Here is a 25,695-nt window from a genome sequence, read left to right on the forward strand (position 1 = left end):
GGATGGTCCAGGACATCGTGGACAACGTGCCGAGAGCACGGCACGCCGTGGTGCTGTCCGCGGACGGTGTACCGCGCGGGTCCACGGACGACCTGACCGGCCAGGACGTGCGGACCATCTCCGCGGCCATGGCGGGGATGCAGTCGCTCAGCCGGGCCACCGCGCACTTCGCCGGACTGGCGCCGAGCCGGAACTGGATCCAGACGGTCATCGAGTTCCAGCACGGCTGGGTGTTCCTGATCGGGGCCGGGCAGGGTGCCTACCTGGCCGCCGCCGCGGAGCCCGACGTGGACATGGAGCAGCTGTCGTTCCGGATGAACCGGCTGGTCTCCCGGCTGGGCAACAACCTCACGGTCCCGGCGCGGGTGACCGGCGGCGAGGCGACCCAGGCCGTCGACGGCGCCGGAGCGCCGCTGGAGGGCGGGGGCAGCGGGGTCTTCCTGCTCGCGGAGCTGGACAAGGCGGTGGCGTCGGTGCCGGGCGCGCTGCACGCGCTGCTGCTCGGCGCGGACGGGCTGCCGCGCGGGTCGAGTTCGGGGATCGGCCGGAACCTCGCGGACACCATCTCGGCCGCCATGACGGGCATCCACGCCTACAGCCGGGCGACCGCGCCGTTCGCGGGCGGTCAGCAGGACGACGAATGGCTGCAGACGGTCATCGAGTTCGAGCACGGCTGGGTGTTCCTGATCGCCGCCGGCGAGGGCGCGTTCCTCGCGGCTGCGGCCGAACACGGCTGTGACATCGAGGAGTTCACCGTACGCCTGGGCGACACGATGCCGGCACTGGCCGGCGGGTCGGGCGCCCGGGGAGGAAGGACGGGCGATGCGTGACGAACTGGAAGGCGACGAGCTGGAACTGACGGCCCCATTAGTCCCACTCTTCGTCATCGCGCAGGGTCGCGCGCTGCCGCGGGAGAGCGAGTACGAGCACACCACGATCATCACGGCCCAGGACGGTGCCGTGGCCGCGGCCCGCACGATGGCCCCCGAGGCCCGTACGGTCATGGATCTGATCGCGGACGGGTTCCTCTCGGTCGCCGAGGTCGCCGCGCACACCCGGCTGCCCCTGGGCATCGTGCGCATCCTGCTGGCGCAGATGGCCGAGGACGGCCTGATCCATGTGCGCAATCCGGTGCCCCATGCCGAACGCCACGATCCCGTCCTGCTGACCGCCGTGCTCGACGGCCTGATGCGAATTCGAACCGGAGCGTAGTCCCGTGTATCTGGATCCCGACGTCTCCCGTTCCGTGAAGATCCTGGTCGTGGGCCACTTCGCGGTCGGGAAGACCACGTACATCGGCAGTGTCTCCGAGATCGAACCGCTCCAGACCGAGGAGGAGATCACCGAGGCCAGCGAGGGTCTCGACGACCTCTCCGAGACGCCGGACAAGACGACCACGACCGTGGCGATGGACTTCGGGCGGCTCACCCTCGGCGAGGACCTGGTCCTCTACATCTTCGGCACGCCCGGGCAGGAACGGTTCAAACAGATGTGGGAGGGGCTGTCCCGGGGAGCGCTGGGCGCGCTCGTCCTGGCGGACCCCGAGCGGCTGGAGGAGACGTTCCCCGTCCTCGACCTGGTCGAGGCGTTCGGACTGCCCTACGTCATCGGCGTCAACACGTTCGAGGGGAAGCACCAGTTCCCGCTCTCCGAGGTGTGCGAGGCGCTCAACATCTCCGAGGAGACCCCGGTCATCCACTGCGACGTGCGTGACCAGGACTCCTCGATGCAGGCACTCATCACGCTCGTGAAGCACCTCTTGTCCTCACTCGGCTAGGAGCCAGCGCATGCAACAGCCCTTCGACCCGGCCGGGGCCCCGGCCGGCTGCCCCGCACACGGCAACGTCCCGCTGTACGGGTCCGACTTCGGCTCCGACCCCGAGAACATGTACGCGCAGCTGCGCACGCTGGGGCCCAGCGCCCCGGTCGACATCGCACCGGACGTCGAGGTCGAGCTGGTGACCAGTTACGACGCCAGTCTGTACATCCTCCAGAACCCGACCCTGTTCGTGCGCGACTCGCGCCGCTGGAACGCCCTGAACAACGGGGAGATACCGGCGGACAGCCCGGCGCTGCCCATGATGGGCTACCGGCCCAACGCCCTGTTCAGCGACGGCGCGGCGCACGCGCGGCTGCGGCAGGCGGTCACGGACAGTCTCGCGACCGTCGACCAGAGCCGGATCGTCCGGCTGACGCAGCAGTCGGCCGACTACCTGATCAGCCAGTTCAGCTCCGAGGCCATGGGGCAGGCGGAGCTGATGTCCGCCTACGCGCAGCCGCTCCCGCTGCTGGTCTTCGGTGAACTGTTCGGCTGCCCGCCCGAGTTGGGCGACCGGGTGATCGCCGGCATCACGGGCATCTTCCAGGGCACCCCGGGTGCCGACGAGACGCTGGGCGGCGCGCTCGCCGAGCTGATCGCGCTCAAGCGCCGGCAGCCCGGCGAGGACCTCACCACCCGGCTGATGGTGCACTCGTCCCGGCTGACCGACGAGGAGGTGCTGCACCAGCTGGTGACCCTGCTCTCCGGCGGGACCGCGCCCCTGACGGCCTCGATCGGCACCAGTGCCGCGCTGTACCTCAGCGACGACTGGCCGAGCGGTCTGCCGGTCGAGGACGCGGTCGTGAAGACCCTGTGGAACTACGCGCCGATCGCCAACTACGCGGCCCACTACCCCACCCAGGACGTCGAGTTGGGCGAGCGGACGCTGCACGCGGGCGACCCGGTGCTGATCTCGTTCGCCGCCGCCAACAACGACCCGAAGCTGACCGCGCACCGCGAACAGCTCAGCTCCAAGGCCCACTTGGCCTTCGGCGCGGGTCCGCACGCGTGCCCGGCGAAGGACCCGGCGTTCATGATCGCGGCGACGGCCGTCGAGTCCCTGCTGAACCGGCTGCCCGACGTCGAGATGCGCGTCCCGTTCAAGGAGCTGGCCTGGGTGCCGGCGCCGTGGAGCCGCCAGCTGGTGACCGTGCCGATCCGGTACACGCCCCGTACGGTGCCGTCCGCGGCCACGCCCCGTCCGGCCCGGCCGGCCACCACCGCCCAGGCCGTGCCGTCGGCCGCCGCCATGCCGCAGCCGGCCGCGTTCAGCCGGCCGTCGCACGCCGCTCCGAAGCCCAAGGGCGGAATGTTCAGCCGCTTCCGGGCCTGGGTGAATGGCGAGTGATGTAAGTAACCCTATGAAAGCACTGCGTTATTGGATGATTCAAACATCCCACGGGTACGAATGGCGGCTGGCAGAAAGGAGCCACCATCGTGGGAAGCGTCACGACTCCGTCCACGGACCGTCGGGCCACCGTCTCCCTGTTCTCCCGTCTTCGGACGGCCGACGGACAGGCCGATCCCTTCCCCATCTACGCAGAACTCAGGGCGCGCGGCACGGTCAGCCGCGCGCCCTGGGGCGGTCACCTCGTGACCGGCTACGGCACCTGCGACCAGGTACTGCGCAATGGCGTGTGGCTCGAACCGGACACCGAATGGCGCGCACGGCAGGGCGAGCGCACCCGCTGGAGCGCCCCCTCCTCGCGTGAGATCAGCCGAACCATGCCGGCGCTCAACCCCCCGGAGCACACCCGGGTGCGCCGGTCGGCCGGCTCCTTCGACCGCACCACGATCGAGCAGATCGGCCATCGGGTGAGCCGGGTCGTCGACCGGCTGCTCGACACCTTGCAGGAGCATCTGCACGCGGGCGAGGCCGACTTCTCGGCCCTCGTGAGCGAGGAACTCCCGGTCGCCACCATCGGCGACTGGCTCGGGCTGCCCGGCGCGGACTGGCCCCGGCTGCGGGAACTCACCCATGACCAGGTCTTCACCCAGGAGTTGCTGCCGAACGCCAGCCAACTGGCCCGTTCCGACGCGGCCATGGTGGAACTGCGCGCCTACTTCCTGGAGTTGATCCGCGATCGGCGCGCACACCCCGGGGACGATCCCGTCTCCCGGTGGATCCGCACCTGGGACGAGCTCGAACCGGACCGGGACAAGGCCGACGAGGCCGTCTACTTCCTCGCCCTGTTCGTCCTGCTGGCCGCCCTGGAGACGACCTCGACACTGCTGTCGACGACGACTCTCCTGCTGGTGGAGGACCCCGGCCGCTGGGACCAGCTCGCCGAACACCCCGACCTGGTACCCGCGTTCGTGGAGGAGACACTTCGCTACGACCCTCCCACCCACGTCATCAGCCGGGTCGCCTCCGAGGACTGCCTCCTGGAGGGCACCGAGGTGAAGGCGGGGGAGATGGCGCACCTCATGGTGGGCGCCGCCCAGCGCGATCCCACCCGGTTCACCGACGCCGACTCCTTCGCGCCCCGGCGCAAGGCGACCCATCTGGCCTTCAGTGGCGGCATCCACTACTGCCTGGGCGCACCGCTGGCCCGGCTTGAGGCACAGACCCTGCTCAGCCGCATGATCGCCCGACTGCCGAGACTCACCCTGGTCCGCCGCCCCGCGCGGGCGCCCCGGGTGGCGTTCAGGCGACTCCTGAACCTGGACGTTTCACTGACATGAACCCGCCAATCACTTCCAGCCAGGCGGGGCCCGCCGCCCTTCCCGACACCGCGCCTCCCGACACCGCGCCACCCGGCGCCGTGAGCCTCACCCGGACCGGTTCCGTCCTCCACGTACGGCTCAACCCCACCGCCCAGGACGACGACGTCCTGGACACCGCCGTTCTGGACGCGCTCATCGCCGTGCTCGACGGCCTCCACGAACAGCCCGACATCCAGATCCTGGTGCTCTCCTCCCTCGGCAAGGACTTCTGCCTGGGAGCGGACCGCCAGGAGTACCAGGAGGCCCTGGCCGACGACCCGACCGGAACCACGCTACGGCTCGCCGCGGACAAGGCCCACCGGCTGTGCCAGGCGCTGGAGAACACCCACGCCGTCACCATCGCCCGGCTGCACGGCGGGGTGGTCGGGGCCGGCCTCGCGCTCGCCGTGCACTGCGATCTGCGCGCGGGAGCGGACACCTGCCGTTTCCGCATGCCCGAGGTCGGCCTCGGACTCGCACCGGCCTGGGGCGGCGCCATGGGACGTCTCATCGCCGAGGCCGGCGCCGCCAGGATCCGCGAACTCATGCTCACCTGTGACGAGTTCGACGCCTCCACCGCCCAGCGGCTCGGGCTCCTCCACAAGGTCGCACCCCTCGACCGGCTGGACGAGGCCGTCACCGCCTGGACCAGACCGCTCGCCCGGCGCTCCCCGCAGGCGCTGGTCCTGACGAAACGCATGCTCGCCGGGTACGCGCGCGCCGCCCGCACCAGCGACACCGCCCTGCTCGACTCCCACCTGCTGGCCGCGCAGCTCGCCCGGCCCCGCTGAGCGAGAGCGCGAGAGAGCGGGAGAGCGGGAGGCGCGTGCCGGACGGGGGCGGCACGCGCCCGCGCGCAGTCGGCGCGTCGTGTTCAACTGCCGTGTTCGGGTGCCGTGTTCAACTGCCGTGTCGAGCGACGCACCCCGGCTCAGCCCACCCCTGGGCGCCAGTCGTCCTCGCGCCGCGGGCTCGTCGCGTGCGTGCCGGAGTCCCTGGCCCGGCGGAACGCGGCCACCGCCCGGCGCTCCGCCTCGTCGTCCACGGCCGCCTCGCGCAGCGCGGCGCCCAGCAGGGCCGGGAGGCCGTCGCCGTTCCGCTGCTCAGTCATCTCCGTGTCCATCCGTCGGCGAACCCTCGTCCGACTCCCCCAGCGTCCCGGTACCGGCATCCGTCACACCCTCGCCGGCGAGTTCGCGGGCCAGTCGCTTCAGCCCACGGTAGGCCGCCGTACGGACCGCGCCCGGACGTTTGCCCAGGACGCGCGCGGCGGCGGGGCCGTCCAGTCCTACGACGACGCGGAGCAGGACCGCCTCCGCCTGGTCGCGGGGCAGGCCGCGGACCAGGTCGAGGGCGTGTTCGGTGGAGAGGGACTCCAGTGCCTGGTCATGGGTGCTGTGCGGACCGGGGAGTTCGAACACGTCCTGTTCCAGCGTCGCGGACCGGGGCCGTACCCGCTGTCTGCGGAGGTGGTCCAGGGCCCGGTGCCGGGCGATGGTCGCCGTCCAGCCGCGGAAGCCCGCGCCGTCGCCCCGGAACCGGCCGAGGTCGCGGGCGATCTCCAGCCAGGCGTCGGCCGCCACGTCCTCGGCCTCGTCGCCGACCAGCCCGCGCAGATAGCCGAGCAGTCCGGGCTGCACGATCCGGTACGCGATCGCGAAGGCCCCGTCGTCGCCCTCCTGGGCGCGCGCGACAGCGGCACCCAGTTCCCCGTCGCGCGCGTGCCCACGGCGCGGCTCGCCTGTCTGGCCCAAGGACTGTCCTCGTCCGTACGCTTCACGTGACGTACCGCTGCGCGTACCGGGTTCGCGAAGGATCCGTACCGGGCGCGGCGGTCCCCCGCACCCCCATGGCCATCAGCGCCGGGCCTCACAGAAGTGTCACAGCGCCCCGCCACGGGGTACGGCTCCTCGGAGCCGTCGTCCTAAAGCGTTGTGTCCACCGGCTGTTGGGGCGTCTCGGCGGGCACCGCGCCCGGTGCGGGCACGCGGTCCGTGTTCACCAGGACGCCCGCGATGAGCGCGGCCAGCAGCAGTGAGGCCATCGCCCACCAGGTGGCGACGTTGAAGCCGTGCACCGCGGCCTTGGCCTCCAGGAGCGGCTTGTCGACGCCCGGTCCCGCGTGGGCGGTGGCGTAGCGCGTGGTGACCGTGGCGGCGATCGTGTTGAGGAGGGCCGTACCGATCGAACCGCCCACCTGCTGTGCGGTGTTGAAGGTCGCGGAGGCCGCGCCGGAGTCGCGCGGGGCGACGCCACCGGTGGCCAGGGACACCGAGGTCATCATCGCCGTACCCATGCCGAGGCCGAGCATCAGCATGCCGGGCAGGACGTACTTGGTGTACGCGGGCTCCACGCCGACCTGGGCGATCAGCGCGAGCGCGCCCGCCGCGACCAGCAGGCCGGGGACGATCAGGGTGCGGGGCGGGACCCGGTACACCAGCCGGGCCGCGATCTGCGTCGAGCCGGTGATCATGCCGACGGTGATGGGGAGATAGGCGACACCGGTCTTGACCGGCGAATAGCCGAGGACACGCTGCATGTAGTACGTGAGGAAGAGGAACACGCCGAACATGCCGATGGTGACGAACAGGATGGTGAGGAAGGCCCCGATACGCTGACGGTCCTTCACCACCGTCATCGGCAGCAGCGGGACCCGCGCGCGGGTCTGCCAGAGCCCGAACGCGAGGAGCAGGACGACACCGGCGGCGAGCAGCCCGAGGACGAGTCCGTCGCCCCAACTCCGCGACTCCGCCTCGGAGAAGCCGTAGACGAGGGTGAGCATCCCGGTCGAGCCGAGCAGTGCGCCGGGGATGTCGAGGTGGGCCTCCGGGTGCCGGGAGCTGTCGCTGAGCAGGACCCAGGCGCCGGCGAACGCGACCAGCGCGATGGGCACGTTGACGTAGAGGCACCAGCGCCAGTCCAGGTACTGGGTGAGGAAGCCGCCGGCGAGGAGGCCGACCGCCGCGCCCGCGCCGACGATCGCGCCGAACACGCCGAAGGCCTTGCCGCGGTCCTTCGGGTCGGTGAACGTCGTCGTGAGCAGCGAGAGCGCGGAGGGGGCGAGCAGCGCGGCGAAGACGCCCTGCAACGCGCGGGCGCCGAACAGCATGCCCTGGTTGGCCGCGGCGCCGCCGAGCGCGGACGCAGCGGCGAAGCCGATCAGGCCGATCATGAAGGTGTTCTTGCGGCCGGCGAGGTCGGAGACCCGGCCGCCGAGCAGCAGCAGCCCGCCGAAGGCGAGGGTGTAGGCGGTGATGACCCACTGCCGGTTGCCGTCCGACATGCCCAGGTCGGTCTGGGCGGACGGCAGTGCGATGTTGACGATCGTCATGTCGAGGACGACCATCAACTGCGCGAGCGCGATGACGACCAGCGCCCACCAACGACGGTTGTCGGCCATGTGCCCTCCCCGGTCCGGCAGTTGCCCTCATCGTCCTCCCGGACCTGCCGGTTGGGAACGCAAGCGTCTCCAATTACACCGATTTTGCCGAGGCCCCGCCCCGCCGCCCGGCCAACCCCCTTACCGGGACGCCCCGTTCAGCGCGTCCCGGCACAGCAACCGCAGCGAACCGTGCCCGCCGAAACACCGCCGCGCCTCGTCGACGGGATCCCACAGGCGACCGTCCGGGGTCCGCAGCCAGTGCTCGCCGCCGCTCGTCCACCACTCGGCGCCGGTCTGCCACGCGATCACCTCGCCGGCGTAGGCGCCGAATACGCGCAGCTCGCTCCGCACGGCGGCGTACGGCGTGCCCTCCCGGCGGATCTCCTCGATCATCCGGTCGACGCGCCACAGGCTGTGTGCCGAGTAGTCGAGGCGCACCCGGGCGCCCTCGCGCATCGTCGCCACCGCGTCCGCGGCCCATCGCATCGGCTGCGCGGCGGCCCTGGGCCGGGACCCTTGTCTCATCCGTTCTGTCGTCACCCCACCAGGAGAAGCACGGCGGGACGCCCTCGCGGCACCCCGATCCGGACATTCCGCCGGACCGGCGCAGGACCGCCCCACACTCACCGCACGACGCTCACGGACCGGCCGGAAACGGGCCTGCCCTCAGCACCGGCCGCGGGCCCGGCGCGACACCACCGCGCGCAGCACCCGGCGGCCCTCCGTCGACACGGCCAGGGCCTGGCGGATGCCGCCCGGGGCGGCGCCGGAGAGGAGTTCGAGCACGGTGACCTGGCGGCGCAGTTCGGCGCCGACGAGCGGCGAGACACCGTCCGTGCGGCCGGCCCGGCGGGCGTCGACCGGGGAGCCGTCGTCGGCCGGGTCGAGGAGCTGGTGGACGCGGAGCGAGGCGACGGAGCAGGTGTCCGCCCACGCCCGCGCCGACGGGTCGGCCGGTACGTCCGGGGCGGTGTCGAGCATCCGCCGGGCCAGCGGCGCGGCCAGGTCCTCGCCGGGTTCCTCGAAGAGCGCGGGCAGTTCGGCGCGCGCCTTCTCCAGCCGCTCGCCCCACTCCCGCGCCGCGGCGCCGTCCGCGAGCGCGGCCCACAACGGCCGCAGCACCTCGTCGCCGCCGCCCAGCAGCGGCACGCACCGATCCAAACAAGCCAGCCCACTGACGGCCAGTGCGCGTTCGTCGGCCTGAGCGATCAGTTCCACCAGACTCATCCGAACCTCCCTCGGCGGGGCCCCTCCCCTTTGGGGCCCGCGTCTCCCCTGACTGCGTGCTCCACCACGGGAGTGTCACACGGGACGAGCCCGGTCAGGTCGGGAAAGCGGAAGAAGAGCTTTTCGGCCAACATGCCCCACAGCGCGCAGCTCCGGGGCCGTCCCCGCCGCCCTCCCTCAACCCACCTTGTCCGCAAGGGACTTGAACTGGGCCCAAGTCAGCGCCGGGGTCCCCGGGTCCCACAGTTTCTGGACGGTGGCCCGCAGCGGCATCCGGATCCCGGCCGCGACCTGCGCCTGCGTCTGCGAGCCGGCGAGGTCGCACCAGACCGCGAACGAGCCGCCGAGGATCTGCGCGTCGTACTTCGCCGGGACGGCCTGCGTGCCGCGCAGCACGCGCGGGGTCCACTGCTCGTAGATCCGCCGCCCGGTCGGATAGACGAAGGTCTGCGGCTCACCGAGGACGTAGTACAGGTACTCGTCGTTGTAGTTGAGCACTTCCCGCCCCGCGGCGAGATAGCTGACGGGCTGCCGGGCGCCGATCTCCTTGCCCGTCCAGTACGCCACCTGGAGGTCCTTGGCCGCCTGCACGGACGTCCCCGCGAAGAAGCCGTCGTTCCACACCCGCATCGTCCGGTCGTGGTTGCGGACGGTGTCGGCGCGGTCGTTGAGCCAGCCGGTGGTGAGGTCGGCGACGGTGCCGCCGGAGCCGTAGGCCTTGGTCGCGGCGGCGGCCAACTGCGGGAACGAGGCCTGGGGGTCGGCGACGGTGAGCGCCTGGTACTCGTCGCCGCCGAGGTGCCACTGGTCGCCGGGGAACAACCCGGCGTATTCGTCGAGGAGTTCGTCGACGATCGCGGCGGACGCGTCCTTGGAGATGTCGATGGCCCCCCGCGTGGCGACACCGGACGCGTTGCGCAGCTGGAGATCGGGGTGCGCGGCGATGACCGCGCCGAGATGCCCCGGAGAGTCGATCTCGGGCACGACGGTGATGTGCCGGGCGGCGGCGAGTTCGACGATCGCCTTCACCTGCGCCTTGGTGAGATGGTCCTTGGAGACGACCTCGGGATGGCTGGTGGACTCGATCCGGAAGCCCTGGTCGTCGGAGAAGTGCAGCCCCAGTTCGTTGAACTTCAGGTCGCCCAACTCCCGTACCCGGTCCTCGATCCAGGACGCGGTGAACGGCTTGCGCGCGATGTCCAGCATGAACCCCCGCCGCGGCTTGGCCGGTTGGTCGTGCACGACGCCCTCCGGCGCCGAACCGCCGCCGTGCACCTCCTGCTTGAGCGTCCGGGTGCCGTAGAACACCCCCGCGTCCGAGGGCCCGCTGATGGTGACCCGGCCACCGCGCACGGTCATCGCGTACGACTCCGGGTTCGCGCCCTCGTCGTCGTTCAGCGCCAGCCGTACGTCCCCGGCGCGCACGTCACCCGCCTCGCCCGCGTACGTCAGGCCCAGTTCGCCGGCGATCAGCCGCCCCTCGTCGACGAGGTCGGCGTCGTCCACCACGACCCGCTCCCCCTTGACGGGACGCCAGCCGGGGCCGCGCGCGGGAGTGTGCGAGCGCACGGCGGGAATCGTGCGGGGGGTCCGCGACAGCGGATAGACGCGGGTCGGGCTCGGGGTGGGCGCGGGGGTGCGGGAGGCGGTGGCCCGCGAGGACGCGGTGGTGCCGTCGGCGGGACTCAGCGCGGCGCCCACCGGGCTCCCGTCGCCCCCGGAGGAGGTCCACAGCCCGAGGCCGACCCCGCCCGCGACCACGGCGGTGGCCGCGGCGACCGCGATCAGCCCCCGCTTGCGGTTCCGCTCCACCTGCTTCGCCGACGCGCGGCGCCTGTGCTGGCTCACGGCGCCAACCTACGGCCCCGGGCGGATCGCGAGTGTCCACCACGCGTTCCGAAACTCTCCCTTCCGGGTGAAATTCGGGCATGCGTCGGACACCTCATGACCACTCCCGATAACGTGGTGACGCACCTCTCACCGCATCCCCTGCCGCACCATCCGTGACGCGAGGATCCACCCTGCCTGCGCACCGCCTCCCCCACCTTCCCGGCCGACTGGTCATACCGGCGCTGCCCGAGCAGTCCCGCACCCCGCCGTCCCCGCAAGCGCTGGCCGCGTTCAACTCGGCACCGCCCGAGGACGCCCGCCGCACCCTCCTGGCCTGCCTCCACAGCCACCGCTGGTCCCGCCGCCTCACCGACCACCGCCCCTACCCCGACCTGGACGCCCTGCTCGCCGCGTCCGACGAGGCGGCGTACGACCTCACGGCGGGCGACCTGGCGGAGGCGCTGGCGGGCGAGTCGCTCCCCGTCCTCCCCGACGACACCTACGAGGCCGCCCACATGGCCCTCGACGCGGCCCACGCGGCCTACGAGGCCCGCTTCGGCCATGTGTTCGTCATCTGCGCGGACGGGATCGCCCCGGACGAGGTACTGGACCACGTACTGGCGGGCATCCGGTCCCGGCTGGCGAACGAACCGGAGGAGGAACGGGTGGTGGTGGCGGAGGAACTGCGGCTGCTGGCGCGGGGGCGGCTCGCCGGGCACTTCTGAGCGCGCCCGGAACTAGCCCATACGCGCCCCTTTGGGTGCCAGTTTGATCACACAAGCAGGCCCGCCGTAAGACCCGCGTCAGCGCCTGGTTACGATGCTGAGGGCCGGAGGACCGTACCCGGCCGGGCCCGACCGACAGAGAAGCCGGCGCGGCCCTACATCCCCGCTCCCGGAGGGCTTCCGTGCCGGCTGGAACGCTGTACCGCGGCCGGGAAGGAATGTGGTCCTGGGTGGCTCATCGAGTCACCGGCGTCCTCATCTTCTTCTTCCTGTTCGTACACGTGCTGGACACCGCTCTTGTGCGTGTCTCCCCCGAGGACTACGACAAGGTCGTAGCCACCTACAAGACGCCGATCGTCGCACTGCTGGAGTACGGCCTCGTCGCCGCGATCCTCTTCCACGCCCTCAACGGCCTGCGCGTCATCGCCGTCGACTTCTGGTCGAAGGGCCCGCGCTACCAGAAGCAGATGCTCTGGTCCGTCGTCGGCCTGTGGGTCGTGCTCATGCTCGGGGCGATCTACCCCGTGCTCGGCCACGCCGCTCGTGTTCTCTTCGGGAGCTGACACAGATGTCCACGACTGAAACCGCGGCGTCGGGCATCGGCCCGGTGGAGAGCGCGGCCGTCTACACCGTAGACAACCCCGCGCCCCTCATCGAGGCCCCCCGCAAGCGCACCAAGAAGACCCCGAAGTCGACCCGGGGCAATTTCGAGATGTACGGCTGGCTCTTCATGCGCCTGTCGGGCGTCGTGCTGGTCGTCCTGGTCCTCGGCCACCTGCTGATCCAGCTCGTCCTCGACGGCGGTGTCTCCAAGATCGGCTTCGCCTTCGTGGCCGGCCGCTGGGCCTCGCCGTTCTGGCAGGTCTGGGACCTGCTGATGCTCTGGCTCGCGATGCTGCACGGCGCGAACGGCCTGCGCACGGTCATCAACGACTACGCGGAGCGCGCGAACACCCGGCTGTGGCTCAAGGGCCTGCTCTACACCGCCACGGTGTTCACCATCCTGCTGGGCACGCTGGTGATCTTCACCTTCGACCCGAACATCCGCTAGGCCACCGGGCTGAGGGACTGAGGAATTCCTGATGAAGATCCACAAATACGACACCGTCATCGTCGGCGCCGGCGGCGCCGGTATGCGCGCCGCGATCGAGTCGACGAAGCGCAGCCGCACCGCCGTCCTGACGAAGCTCTACCCCACCCGCTCCCACACGGGCGCCGCGCAGGGCGGTATGGCCGCCGCGCTCGCCAACGTGGAGGAGGACAACTGGGAGTGGCACACCTTCGACACGATCAAGGGCGGTGACTACCTGGTCGACCAGGACGCCGCCGAGATCCTGGCGAAGGAGGCCATCGACTCCGTCCTCGACCTGGAGAAGATGGGCCTGCCGTTCAACCGCACCCCGGACGGCACGATCGACCAGCGCCGCTTCGGCGGTCACAGCCGCAACCACGGCGAGGCCCCGGTCCGCCGGTCCTGCTACGCGGCCGACCGCACCGGCCACATGATCCTCCAGACGCTGTACCAGAACTGCGTGAAGGAGGGCGTGGAGTTCTTCAACGAGTTCTACGTCCTCGACCAGCTGATCGCCGACGTCGACGGCGTCAAGACCTCGGTCGGCGTGGTCGCGTACGAGCTGGCGACCGGTGAGATCCACGTCTTCCAGGCGAAGGCCGTGATCTACGCGTCCGGCGGCTGCGGCAAGTTCTTCAAGGTGACGTCGAACGCCCACACCCTGACCGGTGACGGCCAGGCCGCCGTGTACCGGCGCGGGCTGCCGCTGGAGGACATGGAGTTCTTCCAGTTCCACCCGACCGGCATCTGGCGCATGGGCATCCTGCTGACGGAGGGCGCCCGCGGTGAGGGCGGCATCCTCCGCAACAAGGACGGCGAGCGCTTCATGGAGAAGTACGCGCCGGTCATGAAGGACCTCGCGTCCCGTGACGTCGTCTCGCGCTCCATCTACACGGAGATCCGCGAGGGCCGCGGCTGCGGTCCCGAGGGCGACCACGTCTACCTCGACCTCACCCACCTCCCGCCGGAGCAGCTCGACGCGAAGCTCCCGGACATCACCGAGTTCGCGCGCACCTACCTGGGCATCGAGCCGTACACGGACCCGATCCCGATCCAGCCCACCGCGCACTACGCGATGGGCGGCATCCCGACGAACGTCGAGGGTGAGGTCCTCACCGACAACACCACCGTCGTCCCGGGCCTGTACGCGGCCGGCGAGGTCGCGTGCGTGTCGGTGCACGGCGCCAACCGCCTGGGCACCAACTCCCTCCTGGACATCAACGTGTTCGGGCGCCGGGCGGGCATCGCGGCGGCGGAGTACTCGCAGAAGGCGTCCTACGTCGAGCTGCCCGAGGACCCCGCGCAGCAGGTCATCGACCAGGTCGAGCACCTGCGCAACTCCACCGGCACCGAGCGCGTGGCGGTGCTGCGGCGCGAGTTGCAGGAGACCATGGACGCGAACGTCATGGTCTTCCGCACCGAGCAGACCATCAAGACGGCGGTCGAGAAGATCGCGGAGCTGCGCGAGCGCTACAAGAACGTGTCGATCCAGGACAAGGGCAAGCGGTTCAACACCGACCTGCTGGAAGCGATCGAGCTCGGCAACCTGCTGGACCTCGCCGAGGTCATGGCGGTCTCCGCCCTCGCCCGCAAGGAGTCGCGCGGCGGTCACTACCGCGAGGACTACCCCAACCGCGACGACATCAACTTCATGCGCCACACCATGGCGTACCGCGAGGTCGGCGACGACGGCACCGAGTCCATCCGTCTCGACTACAAGCCGGTCGTCCAGACCCGCTACCAGCCGATGGAGCGTAAGTACTGATGGCAACTCCTGTTCTGGACAAGGAAGAAGCGGCCGGCCAGCCCGAGCCCGGCTTCGCCGACTCCCCCTACATCACGGTCACCTTCCGGGTCCGCCGCTTCAACTCCGAGGTCTCGGCCGAGGCGACGTGGGAAGACTTCCAGCTGGAGATCGACCCCAAGGAGCGCGTCCTCGACGGTCTCCACAAGATCAAGTGGGACATCGACGGCACGCTGACCTTCCGCCGCTCGTGCGCGCACGGCATCTGCGGTTCGGACGCGATGCGGATCAACGGCAAGAACCGTCTCGCCTGCAAGACCCTGATCAAGGACCTCAACCCCGAGAAGCCGATCACGATCGAGCCGATCAAGGGTCTGACGGTCCTGAAGGACCTGGTCGTCGACATGGACCCGTTCTTCCAGGCGTACCGCGACGTCATGCCCTTCCTCATCACGAAGGACACGAACGAGCCGACGCGTGAACGGCTCCAGTCGGCGGAGGACCGCGAGCGCTTCGACGACACCACGAAGTGCATCCTGTGCGCCGCGTGCACGTCCTCGTGCCCGGTCTTCTGGAACGACGGCCAGTACTTCGGCCCGGCCGCCATCGTCAACGCGCACCGCTTCATCTTCGACTCGCGCGACGAGGCCGGCGAGCAGCGCCTGGAGATCCTCAACGACCGTGACGGCGTGTGGCGTTGCCGCACGACCTTCAACTGCACGGACGCCTGCCCGCGCGGCATCGAGGTCACGAAGGCGATCCAGGAAGTGAAGCGGGCACTGATCACGCGCCGCTTCTGACGTCCTTCCCCGCACGTCTCCGTACGTCCGCGTACGTCCCCGAGGGCCCCGTTCCTGTTCCGGAACGGGGCCCTCGGCCGTGCCGGCGGCACGCGTCCCCGGACACCCTGGGGCGCCCGGGTCCAGGGTCTTCCCCGGGCCCCTCCCTGGCGACGCCGTACCCGGCGCGCTGCCAACGTTGCGGTCCCAGGCCCTGGTTCGGGGGTCTGGACAGGTCGCGTCGGCGCACTGCCGGGAGGGGCTGGTCTCATGCAGCCGTACGAAGAGGAATACGGAAGGCGTTACCGGGAGGAGGAGGAAGAGGAGTTCGGTGGTGAGGAGCGCCGCGAGGAGCGGGTGGCCGAGTCGCTGGAGAGCCCCTTCGACGAGGAGGAGGAAGTCCAGCTGGCCACCGAGCTGTTGGGGGTCACCTCCGAGGAGGAGCTGGAACAGTTCCTGGGCAACTGGCTGAGGGCCGCCGCGCGGAAGGCCGGGGGCATCCTGCGGTCCTCGGTCGGCAAGCCGCTCGGCGGGATCCTCAAGAACGTCGCCAAGCAGGCGCTGCCGGCCATCGGGGGCGCCCTCGGGACGGCGATCGGCGGCCCCGGCATCGGCACCGCGATCGGCGCCAAGGCGGGCGATCTGGTGAGCAACCTGTTCGAGGTCGAGGGCGAGGGCATCGACCACGAGGAGTACGAGTTCGAGACCGCCCGGCGGTTCGTCGCGCTGAGCGGTGCCGCCGCGCGGAACGCGGCGTTCGGCTCACGCCGGTTGGCTCCCCGGGCCCTGGCGCAGCAGGCCGTCCACTCCGCCGCCCGCCGCTACGCGCCGGGAGTGGCCCGGCGCTTCCGGTCCTTCGCCCTGCCGGCTCCTTGGTACTGGCCCGGCCCCGTGCCCGCGTTCGTCGAGGACCCGGCTCCGGTACCGGGCGCTCCCGCCGTCAAGGAGGAGTGGGGCGGCCACGAGGAAGGGCGCGAGGAACGGCGCGAAGAGCGGCGCGAGTTCGGTGAGCGGCGCGCCGAGGAGGAAGCGGAGGAGTGGGAGCGCGCCGAGGAGGAACGCGCCGAGGAGGAGCGCCGCGCCCGGGAGGAGGGCTGGGGCCACGAGGAGCGGAGGCACCGCGACGGCCATCACGAAGGCCACCACGAAGGCCGTCACGAAAGCCACTACGAGGGCCGCCACGAGGCTCACCACGAAGGCCATCACGACGGTCACCACAACGGCCGTGCCCGGTCCGGGCGTTGGGTCCGGCAGGGCCGCAAGATCGTCATCATGGGGGCCTGACCGCCATGGACCTGCGGCCGGCAGCCACCGCGCTGCTCGAAGGCGAGGCCCGCGCGCTGCTGACCCGGCTGAACCGGGTCGAGCCGTTCGCACTGCACGAGACCATGGTGCCTGCCGCCGCACCGTCCGCCGCCGCCCGGAGCGCGATCGAGCGCTTCCTCATGGAGGGCCGCAGCAGGCTCCGGCACCGGGTCGGCGCGTATCTGGAGTGGCTGCGCGGACCGGGCGCCGACCGGGACCCCGAGTGGCAGCAGCACCAGTTCTCCTTGCTGCGCTGGGAGTTCAACTCCGTGCTGAGCCACTTCGACGTCTTCTCGGAAGCCGTCACCCAGCGCAGCGAGCACGACGTCGGGGTGCAGCTCGCCGGCCTGGACGTCGCGGCCGTGGACGCGCTCACCACCCCGGGCACCCCGCTCGCCGACCCGCCGCCCGTCGTCTGCTACCTCGCCCGTGGTCCGGGCGGCGCGATCCGCCGGGTGCACACCCGCATCCCCGGCGGCGGACGCAGCCCGGTCGCGCTGATCCGGATCCCGCGCGAACGCATGGTGGGCTACGGCATCGGCTCGTCCCTGGTCCACGAGGTCGGACACCAGGCGGTGGCCCAGCTCGGGCTCCTGGGCTCACTGCGCCCGGTCCTCTACGACATCGAGCGGCACGCGGCCACGGCCGCCGAGCGGTCGGCGTTCCGCTACTGGGGGCTGACCCTCTCCGAAGTGCTGGCGGATCTCTTCGCCGTGGGGAAGCTCGGCATCGGCGGCACCCTGGGCCTGATGGCCGTGGTGAGCCTCCCGCGCCGGCTGGTGCTCGCGCCGGCTCTCGACGACCCGCACCCGTTCCCGTACATCAGGGTCCGGCTCAGCTGCGCCATGGGCGACGCCCTGTACCCGCATCCGCAGTGGCGGCGGCTGAGCGCGCTGTGGGCGGCGCTCTACCCGCCGCGGCGCGCCCCGCGCGAACTGCGCGAGCTGACCGTGCTCCTCGAACGGTCGCTGCCCCGCTTCGTCCGTCTGCTGGTCACCCACCGCCCGCCCGCGCTGAGCGGCGCCCGCCTGGCCGACCTGATGCCCCGCTCCAGCCGCGCGCCCGCGCTGCTGCTGACCCGCTACCGGAGTTGGGCGCGCGACCCCCGGTCGCTGCGCACGGCCCCGCCCACCCTCGTCCTGGCGGTCCTGGGCCAGGCGAGAGCCGCGTCGCTGATCACACCCGAGGAGGAGAGCCGTCTGCTGGGCGAGCAGCTCACCCACTGGGCGCTCACCAGCTCCCTGCACAGCGCGGCCGCAGAAACCCGACAACCCATCACCGCGAGCGCGGCGAACCGCACCCGTTGAGGAGGCCGTCATGGCCACGATCGAAGTACGGCCCCACCACATCCAACAGGGCGGACGCGTCTCCCTGTTCGCCACATCCACCCACCCGGAACCCACCGTCACCTGGGAGGTCCTCGGCTTCGGCCCCCTGCCGGGCGACCCCCAGGACCCGGCCCGCGCCGTCTGGGACGTCCCCGACGACCAGCGGCCCGGCGCCTACACCGCCCGCGTGACCTTCCGCGGCCCCGGTGTCGCCGACGACGTGGCGACGGCCGACCTCACCGTGCAGGTGCGGCCGATCGCCGCCGGCGACAGCATCAACGTCCAGCTGCGCAGGGCGAGTTCGGACCCCACGGACGACCAGGCCCTGTGGACGGCGATCCGCCGCTCCACCGACCGGATCTCGTTCAACGAGTACAGCGCGTTCATCGACCCGATCATGTGCAACGTCGCCCCGCTGCCCGGCGCCCGCGAGCCCCGCAGGTCGATCGGCCCGCGCGCCCTGCCGTTCCCCGGTGTGGACGCGTACCGGCTGCTGAAGGTCGCCACCGAGGTGTTCCTGATCGTGCGCTGCGGGGTCCTGGTCGACGGCGACGACCTGACGTCGCCGTTCGAGGGGGTCGACCTGGAGGAGGAGCGGCGCCGCTACGGCGAGTCGGGCGACGTGGACGGCGACGCCTTCGGGCGCGCGATCCAGCAGCGCTGGCTGCGCTACATCTCGGCCCACTCGCCGGGTGAACGCCGTCCGGACGAACAGGACTTGGCGCTGCTGCCCTACCTCGGGGTGATCCGGCTGAAGCTGGGCGAGCTGGCGATCACGGACGCGGACAAGTTCGGCGTGGAGTGCTTCGGCATCCTGCGCGACAAGCTGACGTTCCCCTGCTTCCTGGAACTGATCTGGTCGTACTGGCACGAGGAAGGCATGCTGGTCCGCTCGACCGAGGCCATCGCCGCCCGCTTCCAGAACGTGCACGGCCCCGGCGACTACGACCCGCTGGCCCATGTCGACATCGATCCGCTGCGTGCCCTCAGCCAGTTGATGTGGGGCTATGTGCAGGACGAGCAGAACCGGCTGTCGCCGCTGCGCCGGGCCTACGAGTACGACCACCAGTACGGGGTGACCCAACTGGCGCCCGGCGGACCGCCGATCAGGTCGGTGGACAGCCGTCCGCGTTTCCTGGAGGCCTTCCACACCCTGCTGAGCCTGACGAACGTCTTCTTCCGCGAGGACGACGACACCACGGTCATCGCGGACGGCTTCCCGATCCTCAACGCGCTCAAGGACGTCCATCTGCTGCTGACCGAGGGGCAGCACAACCAGTACGGCGACCTGCCCTGGACCGCCCGCCAGGAGATGCTGATGGAGGAATGGCTGCTGGCCCGCCCGGAGATGCGGGAGTTCCTGCCCGGCCGCACGATGGTCGCCTACCCCGAGCAGTGGATGGACCGCGTCGACACCATGAAGCGGCTCCAGGGCTGGACCCCGGACACCGTCATCCACTTCCGCGACCTCGGCCGGTTCGGCGAGCAACTGCTCCTGTCGATCCGCTACGGCAACTGGAACGCGGTCAACGACCGTACCCAGGCGGCGAACTGGGCCCGCTACTGGCGCTCGGAGATCCAGGGGTACCTGCACTCGTACCGCTCGGTGACCGGGGTCGACCTCGGTCTTGAGCGCACGGACGGGCGCGTCGACGCGACCATGCCCGCCGTGCATCTGCGCCGCAGGCTGCTGGAGCGGCAGGGCCGGCCCGCCGTGGGCGCGGGCGCCGACCGGCGGGGTGCGCGGCAGCTGGGCGGGGCCGAGCCCAGGGCGCAGCTGCCGCGGGCCGCCCGGAGCCCGCAGGAGCTGCCGCGCGGCAGGCAGCCCGAGCGGCGCCCGGCCGGACTGCCGCCGGGCCGGTCCGGGGCGGTCCGGCACGGCCGTCCGGAAGGGGAGTGAGGTCATGCCGACGACCTCGACCGCCGGCCGGGGCCCCGCGTCCGTCGCGCCGGTCGCCGCCCCCGCGCGGCTCGGTGTGCTGAGCGCGCAGGGCAAGGCGCCGTACCGGTTCACCGCCGAGGACGCCGAGTGGACCGCGCGGTTCGTCATCGGGGAGTCGGGCGGCCGGGACGATCCGGACAGCCACGCGGTCGTCTGGGCGATGTTCAACCGGTACGCGCTGCTCACCCGCCCCTACTACCGGACGTTCAACGCCTTTCTGCGGGCCTACTCGACGCCGTTGCAGCCGGTCCTCAAGAGCTGGGGGGCGAGCCGGCGGAACATGGACCGGGCCGACTTCGTCCGCACCGGCGGCACCTTCGGACCGCCCGCCCCGCCCGGCATCCCGCGCGGTCAGCGCCGTGCCTACCTGGACCTCCAGCGGCGGCCGTGGGCCCAACTGCCGTCCTCGGCACGGTCGGTGGCCCTGCGGGCGCTCGGCGGGGCGGTCGCCAACCCGATCGGGAACGCGACGGAGTTCGGTTCCACGTACGTCTACTTCCACGACGCGAACCGCAGGTATCCGAACCCCGACGAGTGGCGGCGCTTCACCGAGCGGTACGCCGAGCGGATGGGCTGGAAGTGGATCGGGCCGGTGCCGGGGCTGGACCAGAACACGAACACGTTCTTCGTCCAGCGCAGGCTCGCCGCGCTGCCCGTCCCGGCGGTGCGCGTCCTGGCGGGATGAGCCCCCGGGCCCGGCCGGCCGGACCGCTCAACGGCACGCGCGTTGAACCGACTTGACGGGGCGGGCAGCATGGCCCCGCGAACACCGACGCAACTACGGGGGTAGACGTCGACATGCCGGTGAACACATTGTCGTGCCCTGCGCAGCGACCGGCCGACGCCGGGGAGGTGCCCTTCCTCGGCCGGGGGCCCCACCTCACGGCGATGGAGGACCGGCTGCGGGAGGCCCGTTCGGGCGCCTCGCGTCTGGTCGTCGTCGAGGGCCCGCCGGGCATCGGGAAGACGGCCCTGGTCCGCCGCTTCCTGCGCACGGCGGAGCGGGTCCGGGTGCTGGAGGCCAGCGGCGCCGAGAACGAGACGGCGCTGTCCTACGGCGTACTCGCCCAGCTGCTGAGCGGGACCTCGGTGGGCGAGGACCTGCCGGGGCCGGGGGACGAGCCCGGCGCGGTCGGGGCGCGGCTGCTCGCCCTCACCCGCCGCATCCCCGGGGACACCGTCGTCGTCCTCGTCATCGACGACGCCCACTGGGCGGACGCCCCGTCGCTGGACGCGCTCACCTTCGTGCTGCGCCGGCTGCCGCGCGAGCCGGTGCTGACCGTGCTGGCCGTCCACGGGCCGGCCGAGGCCCGACTCCCCAAGGGGCTGGGGAAGTTGCTGGCCGACGAGGAGACCCTGCGCGTCGCGCTCGACGGCCTGAGCGCCGAGCAGACCGGCGCGCTGTGCGAGCGGCTGCTGCCCGCGGGCCTGCCGCCGCAGGCCGTCGGCAGACTGCACGCCCACACCCGGGGCAATCCGCTGCATCTGCGCGCCCTGCTCCGCGAGGTGACGCCGAAGGCCCTGGCCGCCGCCGACTCCCCGCTGCCCGCGCCCCGTTCGTACCAGTCCCTGGTCCGGGACCGCCTCGCCCACTGCGATCCACCGGCCCGGGAGCTGGTGGCCGCGGCCAGTGTGCTGGGGCTGCGCGCGCCGCTGCACCGGGTGGCGCAGCTGGCCGGTCTGGAGAACCCGCTGCCCGCCGTCGAACAGGCCGTGGGACAGGGGCTGTTGGAGGAGTGCCCGACGGGCGGCCCGCCCGAGCTGGCCTTCCCGCAGCCGCTGGTCCGGGCCGCCGTCTACCACCAGTTGGGGCCGGCCCGGCGGGCCGCGCTGCACACCGGGGTGGTGCGGGCCAGCAAGGACACCGCGAACCGCACCTGGCACCAGCTGCTCGCGGGCCGCGGCCCGGATCCGGCGCTCGTCGCCGACCTCGCCGCGGGCGCCCGCCGGCAGGCCGCCGCGGGTGACTGGTCACGGGCCGCGTCGATGGCGGCGCACGCCTCCCGGATGGCGGCGACCCGGCCCGAACGGGAGCGGCTGACCGTGGAGGCGGCGGACGCGCTGCTGTGCGACGGGCGGGTGGAGGAGGCCACCGACCTGGTGCGGGCGCTGCCCGGCGACAGCGCCCGGGCCGCCCACCGCTACGCGCACGGCCAGCTCGCGTTCGCCCGGGGCGAGACGCCCAGCGCCCGGCTGCTCCTCGACGACGCGTGGCGGCACTGCGACCCCGCCCTGGACCCGGAGCTGGCCCGGCGCATCGCGGAACGCCTCGCCCTGCTCGGCCTCGTCCAGGGCGAGGCGACGGCCGCCGTGCGGTGGGCGCGGCGGGCCGGGAACCTGCCGCCCGTGCCGTTCACCGGCGGACTGCTGCGCTACGCCCAACTGGCCGCGCTGGGCCTGACGGGCGCCGCCGAGGAGGGCGTCGCGCGGGCGGCCGGGCTGCCGGAGTCGGTGCTCGTCCGGTCCGGTGACGTGGACGTGCTGCTGGGCCGCAGTGCGCTGCGGCTGGACCGCGACGACCTGGAGGGCAGCCGGGCGGACCTGCGTTCGGCGGCGCCGCTGTGCCGGAGCGGTCCCGCGCCGCTGCGCGCGACGGCCCAGCTCCTGCTGGGCGAGACCGAACTCCGGCTCGGGAACTGGGACATGGCCCTGCGCGAACTCGAATCCGCCGCTACGACCGCTGCCGTCGGCGGCCTCGCCTGGCTGGCGCCGGTCGCCTGCGCGGACCTCGCCGGGGCGCTCGCGCTGCGCGGCCGGACCGAGCAGGCCGCCGCGTACCTGGCGAAGGCACGGGCCGGCGGCGGACACGGCCACACCGCGGCGGCCTTCGCCCATGTGGCGAGGGCGCGGGCCCGGGCGGCGGCGGCGCGGGGCGCGCAGGACGAGGTGGCGGGCGCGCTGCTGCCGCTGCTGGAACGGGAGCCGGTGGCGCGGACGCCCGTGGCACCGTGGTGCGATCTGCTGGTGGACGCGCTGACCGCGCTCGGGGAGCACCGGCAGGCCGAGCGGATCCTGGACGGCCTCGACGCGCCCGCCGCGCACCGGGGCCGGCACTCCCGGCTGGCGGCGGCGGCCCGGGCGCGCGGCACGCTGCTGGCGGCGCGGCGGTCGCCGGCCGCGGCGGAGTCGTCGTTCCGCACGGCACTGGCCCACGCGGAGCAGGTCCCGGACCCTTTCGAGCGGGCCCGCGTGCAGCTCGCCCACGGCGCGTTCCTGCGCCGCGCGGGCCGGCGCACCGACGCGGCCGGCCAACTCCGCGCCGCCCTGCGCACGTTCACCGACCTGGGCGCCACCCCGAACGCGACCCTCTGCGAACGAGAACTGTCCGCCACCGTCGGATCGACCGCCGCCGACTCCCCCCTCACACCCCAGGAACTGTCGATCGCCCGCCTGGCCACCTCCGGCCTGACCAACCGCCAGATAGCCCGCCACCTGGTACTCAGCGTCAAGACGGTCGAGTTCCACCTCAGCCACACCTACACCAAGCTGGGCATCAACTCCCGCATGGGCCTGCTGGACAAGCTGCCGCAGCGACCATGAGGTTCGCCTCAACGAGTGATCACATCGTCGGCCCGCGGTCGCCTCTCGACGGCATTCGTCCCCGTCCACCTAATCTGACGGAATGTCAGACGAAGAGTCGTACGAACTGCTCGGTTTCGACAACGTGCTCCTCCCCGTAGGGGATCTCGCCGAGGCGGTTCCCTTCTACGAACGTGCGGGGTTCACCGTGGGGTTCCGGCTCGACGAGGCCGGGATCGCGATTCTGAAGGTGGGGGGCGAGACGCCCGGGGTGCTGCTGCGGCAGGAGGAGGGGCTCGGGCACCGGCCGCCGCCGTGGCCCTCGCCCCGGGTGTGGCTGGAGGTCCCGGACGCGCGGCGGGCCGCGCGACACCTCACCGGCATCGGCGTCGAACTGCTGGACGCGCCCCTGTCCGTGGCCACCGGGTGGACCGTCGAGATCGCCGACCCCTGGGGCAACGTCATCGGGTTCACGGACTACACGAAGCGGCCGGAGCTGGCCCGGCGGGTGTGACGCAGATCCCGGCACAGGCGAGTTGAACACGTTCAAAAATGCTTCTACAGTCTCCCCTGTCAGCATTTTTGAACGCGTTCAAGAAGGGGGAGGCGCATGGACCGCACGGTCATCGCCTACGTCATCTACCTCGCCGTCAGCATCGGACTCACCGTCTGGGTGGCCCGCACGCTCAGCCGCAACGGGCGGATCTTCCTGGCCGACGTCCTGAAGGGCAACGAGAAGCTCGCGGACGCCGTGAACCACCTCCTGGTGGTCGGCTTCTACCTCGTCAACCTCGGGTTCGTCGCCCTGTACCTCAGCGGCGACGGAACCATCGACGACACCCGGGGCATCTTCGAGGCCCTGTCGACCAAGGTGGGCGTGGTGCTCCTGGTGCTCGGGGTGATGCACCTGGGCAACGTGTACGTGCTCAACAAGATCCGGCGGCGCGGGGTCCTGGAGCGGGAGCAGGTGCCGCCCGTCGCGCCGCAGGACTGGGTCGGGGCGTGAGGACCGTGGCGGCCCCCTCGGCGGACCGGGCGGTCCCGGTCCGCCGGCTCACCGTCCTGTACGACGCCGACTGCTCCCTGTGCGCCTTCCTGCGCGACTGGCTCGTACGGCAGCCGCAGCTGGTGCCCCTGGAGCTGGTGCCGGCGTCCTCCGAGGAGGCACGGCGGCGCTTCCCCGGCCTCGATCACCGGGCCACCCTTGAGGAGATCACCGTCGTCGGCGACTCCGGGCAGGTCTACCGGGGCCCCGCCGCGTGGATCGTCACCCTGTGGGCGCTGCGCGAACACCGGCCGCTGGCACACCGGCTGAGCACCCCGGCCGGGGCGAGGATCGCCAAGGGCGCCGTGCTGGCCGCCGCGAAGTGGCGTGGGGCGCAGCAGGGCAGCGGCCGGTGGGGCGGCGGTGTGTACGGGCGGACCGACGGGTGGACGTACGACCCGGCCGGCGGCTGGTCGTACACCGGGCCGGGCTGCGACAACGGCACCTGCGCCAGTGGCTAGGCTCTGGTTCCGTGCCCGCGAACAACGACGGCCCCGACGAGGGCGCGACCCCCAGCAAGTCCGAGCAGACCCGCTCGCTCATCCTGGAGACGGCCATGCGGCTCTTCCAGGAGCACGGCTACGACCGGACGACGATGCGGGCCATCGCCAAGGAGGCGGGCGTCTCGGTCGGCAACGCCTACTACTACTTCGCCGGCAAGGAGCACCTGATCCAGGGCTTCTACGACCGTATCGCCGAGGAGCACCGGCTCGCGGTCCGCGAGGTGCTGGACCGGGAGACCGACCTGGAGGCGCGGCTCGCGGGCGTGCTGCGGGTGTGGCTGGACATCGCGACGCCCTACCACGAGTTCGCGGTGCAGTTCTTCAAGAACGCCGCCGACCCGGACAGCCCGCTCAGCCCGTTCTCCCCGGAGAGCGAGCACGCGCGCGTGCAGGCCATCGACGTCCACAGGGAGGTGCTCTCGGGGGCGAAGACCAAGGTGGCGCCCGAACTGCGGGACGTGCTGCCCGAGTTGATGTGGCTCTCGCAGATGGGGCTCGTCCTGTACTGGGTGTTCGACCGGACCGAGGGACGGGAGCGCAGCTACCGGCTCGCCGAGCGCGGCGCCCGTCTCACCGCGCGCGGCGTCTCCCTGGCGCGCTTCCGGGTGCTGCGCCCGCTCGTCCTTGAGGTGCACGAGCTGTTCACGGACTTCCTGCCGGGCATGACCCACGCGCTGCCCGACCCGGCACGGAAGAAGCGGGGGGAGCAGCGGGAGCGCGGGGCGTCCGCCGACGTCAGCGACGACGGCGGACGCCCCTGAGCGGCCGG

General features: G+C 72.0%; 25 protein-coding genes and 1 pseudogene. 20 read left to right on the top strand and 6 right to left on the bottom strand.

The features are described from left to right. Window positions 1–2: 2 nt before the first annotated feature. The 6 genes from ACIQPR_RS03005 (at window position 3) to ACIQPR_RS03030 (ending at window position 5,316) form a co-directional block, all read left to right on the top strand. Complete coding sequence (locus tag ACIQPR_RS03005; protein ID WP_403642888.1) at window positions 3–830, top strand: roadblock/LC7 domain-containing protein; 828 nt, start codon at window positions 3–5, stop codon at window positions 828–830. Beyond that, entirely contained in the window at window positions 823–1,212 is a 390-nt protein-coding gene (locus tag ACIQPR_RS03010) for a DUF742 domain-containing protein (protein ID WP_403640980.1), read from the top strand. Before ACIQPR_RS03005 ends, ACIQPR_RS03010 begins: the two co-directional genes overlap by 8 nt. A gap of 4 nt (window positions 1,213–1,216) precedes the next feature. Beyond that, a complete protein-coding gene (locus ACIQPR_RS03015) occupies window positions 1,217–1,777 on the top strand; it encodes a GTP-binding protein (protein ID WP_403640983.1) in 561 nt (186 codons plus the stop codon). Window positions 1,778–1,787: 10 nt separating this feature from the next. Continuing rightward, entirely contained in the window at window positions 1,788–3,167 is a 1,380-nt protein-coding gene (locus tag ACIQPR_RS03020; protein ID WP_403640986.1) for a cytochrome P450, read from the top strand. Window positions 3,168–3,256: 89 nt separating this feature from the next. Further along, on the top strand, window positions 3,257–4,504 hold the full coding sequence (locus tag ACIQPR_RS03025) for a cytochrome P450 (RefSeq protein ID WP_403640988.1): 1,248 nt from the start codon (window positions 3,257–3,259) through the stop codon (window positions 4,502–4,504). Further along, entirely contained in the window at window positions 4,501–5,316 is an 816-nt protein-coding gene (locus ACIQPR_RS03030) for an enoyl-CoA hydratase/isomerase family protein (protein ID WP_403640991.1), read from the top strand. The genes ACIQPR_RS03025 and ACIQPR_RS03030 overlap by 4 nt, the downstream gene beginning before the upstream one ends. A 140-nt stretch (window positions 5,317–5,456) precedes the next feature. On the opposite strand, the gene ACIQPR_RS03035 is transcribed toward ACIQPR_RS03030, so the two are convergent. From ACIQPR_RS03035 to ACIQPR_RS03060, 6 genes are all read right to left on the bottom strand, one after another. Further along, the gene (locus ACIQPR_RS03035; protein ID WP_403640994.1) at window positions 5,457–5,636 is read right to left on the bottom strand and encodes a hypothetical protein; all 180 of its coding nucleotides are present in this window, start codon (window positions 5,634–5,636) and stop codon (window positions 5,457–5,459) included. Next, complete coding sequence (locus tag ACIQPR_RS03040) at window positions 5,629–6,279, bottom strand: RNA polymerase sigma factor (protein WP_403640997.1); 651 nt, start codon at window positions 6,277–6,279, stop codon at window positions 5,629–5,631. Before ACIQPR_RS03040 ends, ACIQPR_RS03035 begins: the two co-directional genes overlap by 8 nt. A gap of 170 nt (window positions 6,280–6,449) precedes the next feature. Continuing rightward, complete coding sequence (locus ACIQPR_RS03045) at window positions 6,450–7,925, bottom strand: MFS transporter (protein ID WP_403641000.1); 1,476 nt, start codon at window positions 7,923–7,925, stop codon at window positions 6,450–6,452. Window positions 7,926–8,045: 120 nt separating this feature from the next. After that, on the bottom strand, window positions 8,046–8,432 hold the full coding sequence (locus ACIQPR_RS03050) for a hypothetical protein (RefSeq protein WP_403641003.1): 387 nt from the start codon (window positions 8,430–8,432) through the stop codon (window positions 8,046–8,048). 141 nt (window positions 8,433–8,573) lie between these two features. Next, window positions 8,574–9,134, bottom strand: a complete 561-nt coding sequence (locus ACIQPR_RS03055; RefSeq protein WP_403641005.1) for a hypothetical protein — start codon at window positions 9,132–9,134, stop codon at window positions 8,574–8,576. A gap of 177 nt (window positions 9,135–9,311) precedes the next feature. Further along, window positions 9,312–10,982: a glycoside hydrolase family 20 protein gene (locus ACIQPR_RS03060; RefSeq protein ID WP_403641007.1), complete on the bottom strand. Its 1,671-nt coding sequence runs from the start codon at window positions 10,980–10,982 to the stop codon at window positions 9,312–9,314. Window positions 10,983–11,137: 155 nt separating this feature from the next. Between ACIQPR_RS03060 and ACIQPR_RS03065 the strand changes: the two genes are divergently transcribed. The 14 genes and pseudogenes from ACIQPR_RS03065 (at window position 11,138) to ACIQPR_RS03130 (ending at window position 25,687) form a co-directional block, all read left to right on the top strand. After that, the gene (locus ACIQPR_RS03065; protein WP_403641010.1) at window positions 11,138–11,689 is read left to right on the top strand and encodes a 2-oxo-4-hydroxy-4-carboxy-5-ureidoimidazoline decarboxylase; all 552 of its coding nucleotides are present in this window, start codon (window positions 11,138–11,140) and stop codon (window positions 11,687–11,689) included. A 131-nt stretch (window positions 11,690–11,820) separates the two neighbouring features. Then, window positions 11,821–12,252: pseudogene (gene sdhC, locus ACIQPR_RS03070) on the top strand (succinate dehydrogenase, cytochrome b556 subunit); the annotation flags it as partial. 5 nt (window positions 12,253–12,257) lie between these two features. After that, window positions 12,258–12,740: a succinate dehydrogenase hydrophobic membrane anchor subunit gene (locus tag ACIQPR_RS03075; RefSeq protein WP_019066876.1), complete on the top strand. Its 483-nt coding sequence runs from the start codon at window positions 12,258–12,260 to the stop codon at window positions 12,738–12,740. Window positions 12,741–12,771: 31 nt separating this feature from the next. Next, window positions 12,772–14,526, top strand: coding sequence for a succinate dehydrogenase flavoprotein subunit (gene sdhA, locus ACIQPR_RS03080; protein ID WP_403641014.1), 1,755 nt, complete (start codon window positions 12,772–12,774; stop codon window positions 14,524–14,526). Beyond that, on the top strand, window positions 14,526–15,305 hold the full coding sequence (locus ACIQPR_RS03085; protein ID WP_403641017.1) for a succinate dehydrogenase iron-sulfur subunit: 780 nt from the start codon (window positions 14,526–14,528) through the stop codon (window positions 15,303–15,305). The genes sdhA and ACIQPR_RS03085 overlap by 1 nt, the downstream gene beginning before the upstream one ends. A 249-nt stretch (window positions 15,306–15,554) precedes the next feature. Then, window positions 15,555–16,568 (top strand): hypothetical protein, encoded by a 1,014-nt coding sequence (locus ACIQPR_RS03090; protein WP_403641020.1) that lies wholly within the window; start codon window positions 15,555–15,557, stop codon window positions 16,566–16,568. Between the two features lie 5 nt (window positions 16,569–16,573). Continuing rightward, complete coding sequence (locus ACIQPR_RS03095; protein WP_403641023.1) at window positions 16,574–17,896, top strand: hypothetical protein; 1,323 nt, start codon at window positions 16,574–16,576, stop codon at window positions 17,894–17,896. 10 nt (window positions 17,897–17,906) lie between these two features. Continuing rightward, window positions 17,907–19,817, top strand: coding sequence for a hypothetical protein (locus tag ACIQPR_RS03100; RefSeq protein WP_403641026.1), 1,911 nt, complete (start codon window positions 17,907–17,909; stop codon window positions 19,815–19,817). A 4-nt stretch (window positions 19,818–19,821) separates the two neighbouring features. Then, window positions 19,822–20,544 carry a hypothetical protein gene (locus ACIQPR_RS03105; protein WP_403641029.1) on the top strand — a complete coding sequence of 241 codons (723 nt, stop codon included), beginning with the start codon at window positions 19,822–19,824 and terminating at the stop codon, window positions 20,542–20,544. A gap of 113 nt (window positions 20,545–20,657) precedes the next feature. Next, the gene (locus tag ACIQPR_RS03110; protein ID WP_403641032.1) at window positions 20,658–23,399 is read left to right on the top strand and encodes a helix-turn-helix transcriptional regulator; all 2,742 of its coding nucleotides are present in this window, start codon (window positions 20,658–20,660) and stop codon (window positions 23,397–23,399) included. An 82-nt stretch (window positions 23,400–23,481) separates the two neighbouring features. After that, entirely contained in the window at window positions 23,482–23,892 is a 411-nt protein-coding gene (locus ACIQPR_RS03115; protein ID WP_403641035.1) for a VOC family protein, read from the top strand. A gap of 96 nt (window positions 23,893–23,988) precedes the next feature. Next, entirely contained in the window at window positions 23,989–24,384 is a 396-nt protein-coding gene (locus ACIQPR_RS03120; protein ID WP_403641037.1) for a hypothetical protein, read from the top strand. Beyond that, the gene (locus tag ACIQPR_RS03125; protein ID WP_403641040.1) at window positions 24,381–24,884 is read left to right on the top strand and encodes a thiol-disulfide oxidoreductase DCC family protein; all 504 of its coding nucleotides are present in this window, start codon (window positions 24,381–24,383) and stop codon (window positions 24,882–24,884) included. Before ACIQPR_RS03120 ends, ACIQPR_RS03125 begins: the two co-directional genes overlap by 4 nt. An 11-nt stretch (window positions 24,885–24,895) precedes the next feature. Then, entirely contained in the window at window positions 24,896–25,687 is a 792-nt protein-coding gene (locus tag ACIQPR_RS03130) for a TetR/AcrR family transcriptional regulator (protein WP_403641043.1), read from the top strand. Window positions 25,688–25,695 lie beyond the last annotated feature (8 nt).

It is taken from the genome of Streptomyces sp. NPDC091280 (assembly GCF_044768565.1).
Classification (GTDB): Bacteria; Actinomycetota; Actinomycetes; order Streptomycetales; family Streptomycetaceae; genus Streptomyces.

What these genes read in the sequence shown, in the direction of transcription:
- ACIQPR_RS03005 (WP_403642888.1), top strand. Translation starts at nt 3, where the DNA reads ATGGTCCAGGACATCGTGGACAACGTGCCGAGAGCACGGCACGCCGTG.
- ACIQPR_RS03010 (WP_403640980.1), top strand. Translation starts at nt 823, where the DNA reads ATGCGTGACGAACTGGAAGGCGACGAGCTGGAACTGACGGCCCCATTA.
- ACIQPR_RS03020 (WP_403640986.1), top strand. Translation starts at nt 1,788, where the DNA reads ATGCAACAGCCCTTCGACCCGGCCGGGGCCCCGGCCGGCTGCCCCGCA.
- ACIQPR_RS03030 (WP_403640991.1), top strand. Translation starts at nt 4,501, where the DNA reads ATGAACCCGCCAATCACTTCCAGCCAGGCGGGGCCCGCCGCCCTTCCC.
- ACIQPR_RS03035 (WP_403640994.1), bottom strand. Translation starts at nt 5,636, where the DNA reads ATGACTGAGCAGCGGAACGGCGACGGCCTCCCGGCCCTGCTGGGCGCC.
- ACIQPR_RS03045 (WP_403641000.1), bottom strand. Translation starts at nt 7,925, where the DNA reads ATGGCCGACAACCGTCGTTGGTGGGCGCTGGTCGTCATCGCGCTCGCG.
- ACIQPR_RS03050 (WP_403641003.1), bottom strand. Translation starts at nt 8,432, where the DNA reads ATGAGACAAGGGTCCCGGCCCAGGGCCGCCGCGCAGCCGATGCGATGG.
- ACIQPR_RS03055 (WP_403641005.1), bottom strand. Translation starts at nt 9,134, where the DNA reads ATGAGTCTGGTGGAACTGATCGCTCAGGCCGACGAACGCGCACTGGCC.
- ACIQPR_RS03075 (WP_019066876.1), top strand. Translation starts at nt 12,258, where the DNA reads ATGTCCACGACTGAAACCGCGGCGTCGGGCATCGGCCCGGTGGAGAGC.
- sdhA (WP_403641014.1), top strand. Translation starts at nt 12,772, where the DNA reads ATGAAGATCCACAAATACGACACCGTCATCGTCGGCGCCGGCGGCGCC.
- ACIQPR_RS03085 (WP_403641017.1), top strand. Translation starts at nt 14,526, where the DNA reads ATGGCAACTCCTGTTCTGGACAAGGAAGAAGCGGCCGGCCAGCCCGAG.
- ACIQPR_RS03090 (WP_403641020.1), top strand. Translation starts at nt 15,555, where the DNA reads ATGCAGCCGTACGAAGAGGAATACGGAAGGCGTTACCGGGAGGAGGAG.
- ACIQPR_RS03095 (WP_403641023.1), top strand. Translation starts at nt 16,574, where the DNA reads ATGGACCTGCGGCCGGCAGCCACCGCGCTGCTCGAAGGCGAGGCCCGC.
- ACIQPR_RS03100 (WP_403641026.1), top strand. Translation starts at nt 17,907, where the DNA reads ATGGCCACGATCGAAGTACGGCCCCACCACATCCAACAGGGCGGACGC.
- ACIQPR_RS03105 (WP_403641029.1), top strand. Translation starts at nt 19,822, where the DNA reads ATGCCGACGACCTCGACCGCCGGCCGGGGCCCCGCGTCCGTCGCGCCG.
- ACIQPR_RS03110 (WP_403641032.1), top strand. Translation starts at nt 20,658, where the DNA reads ATGCCGGTGAACACATTGTCGTGCCCTGCGCAGCGACCGGCCGACGCC.
- ACIQPR_RS03115 (WP_403641035.1), top strand. Translation starts at nt 23,482, where the DNA reads ATGTCAGACGAAGAGTCGTACGAACTGCTCGGTTTCGACAACGTGCTC.
- ACIQPR_RS03120 (WP_403641037.1), top strand. Translation starts at nt 23,989, where the DNA reads ATGGACCGCACGGTCATCGCCTACGTCATCTACCTCGCCGTCAGCATC.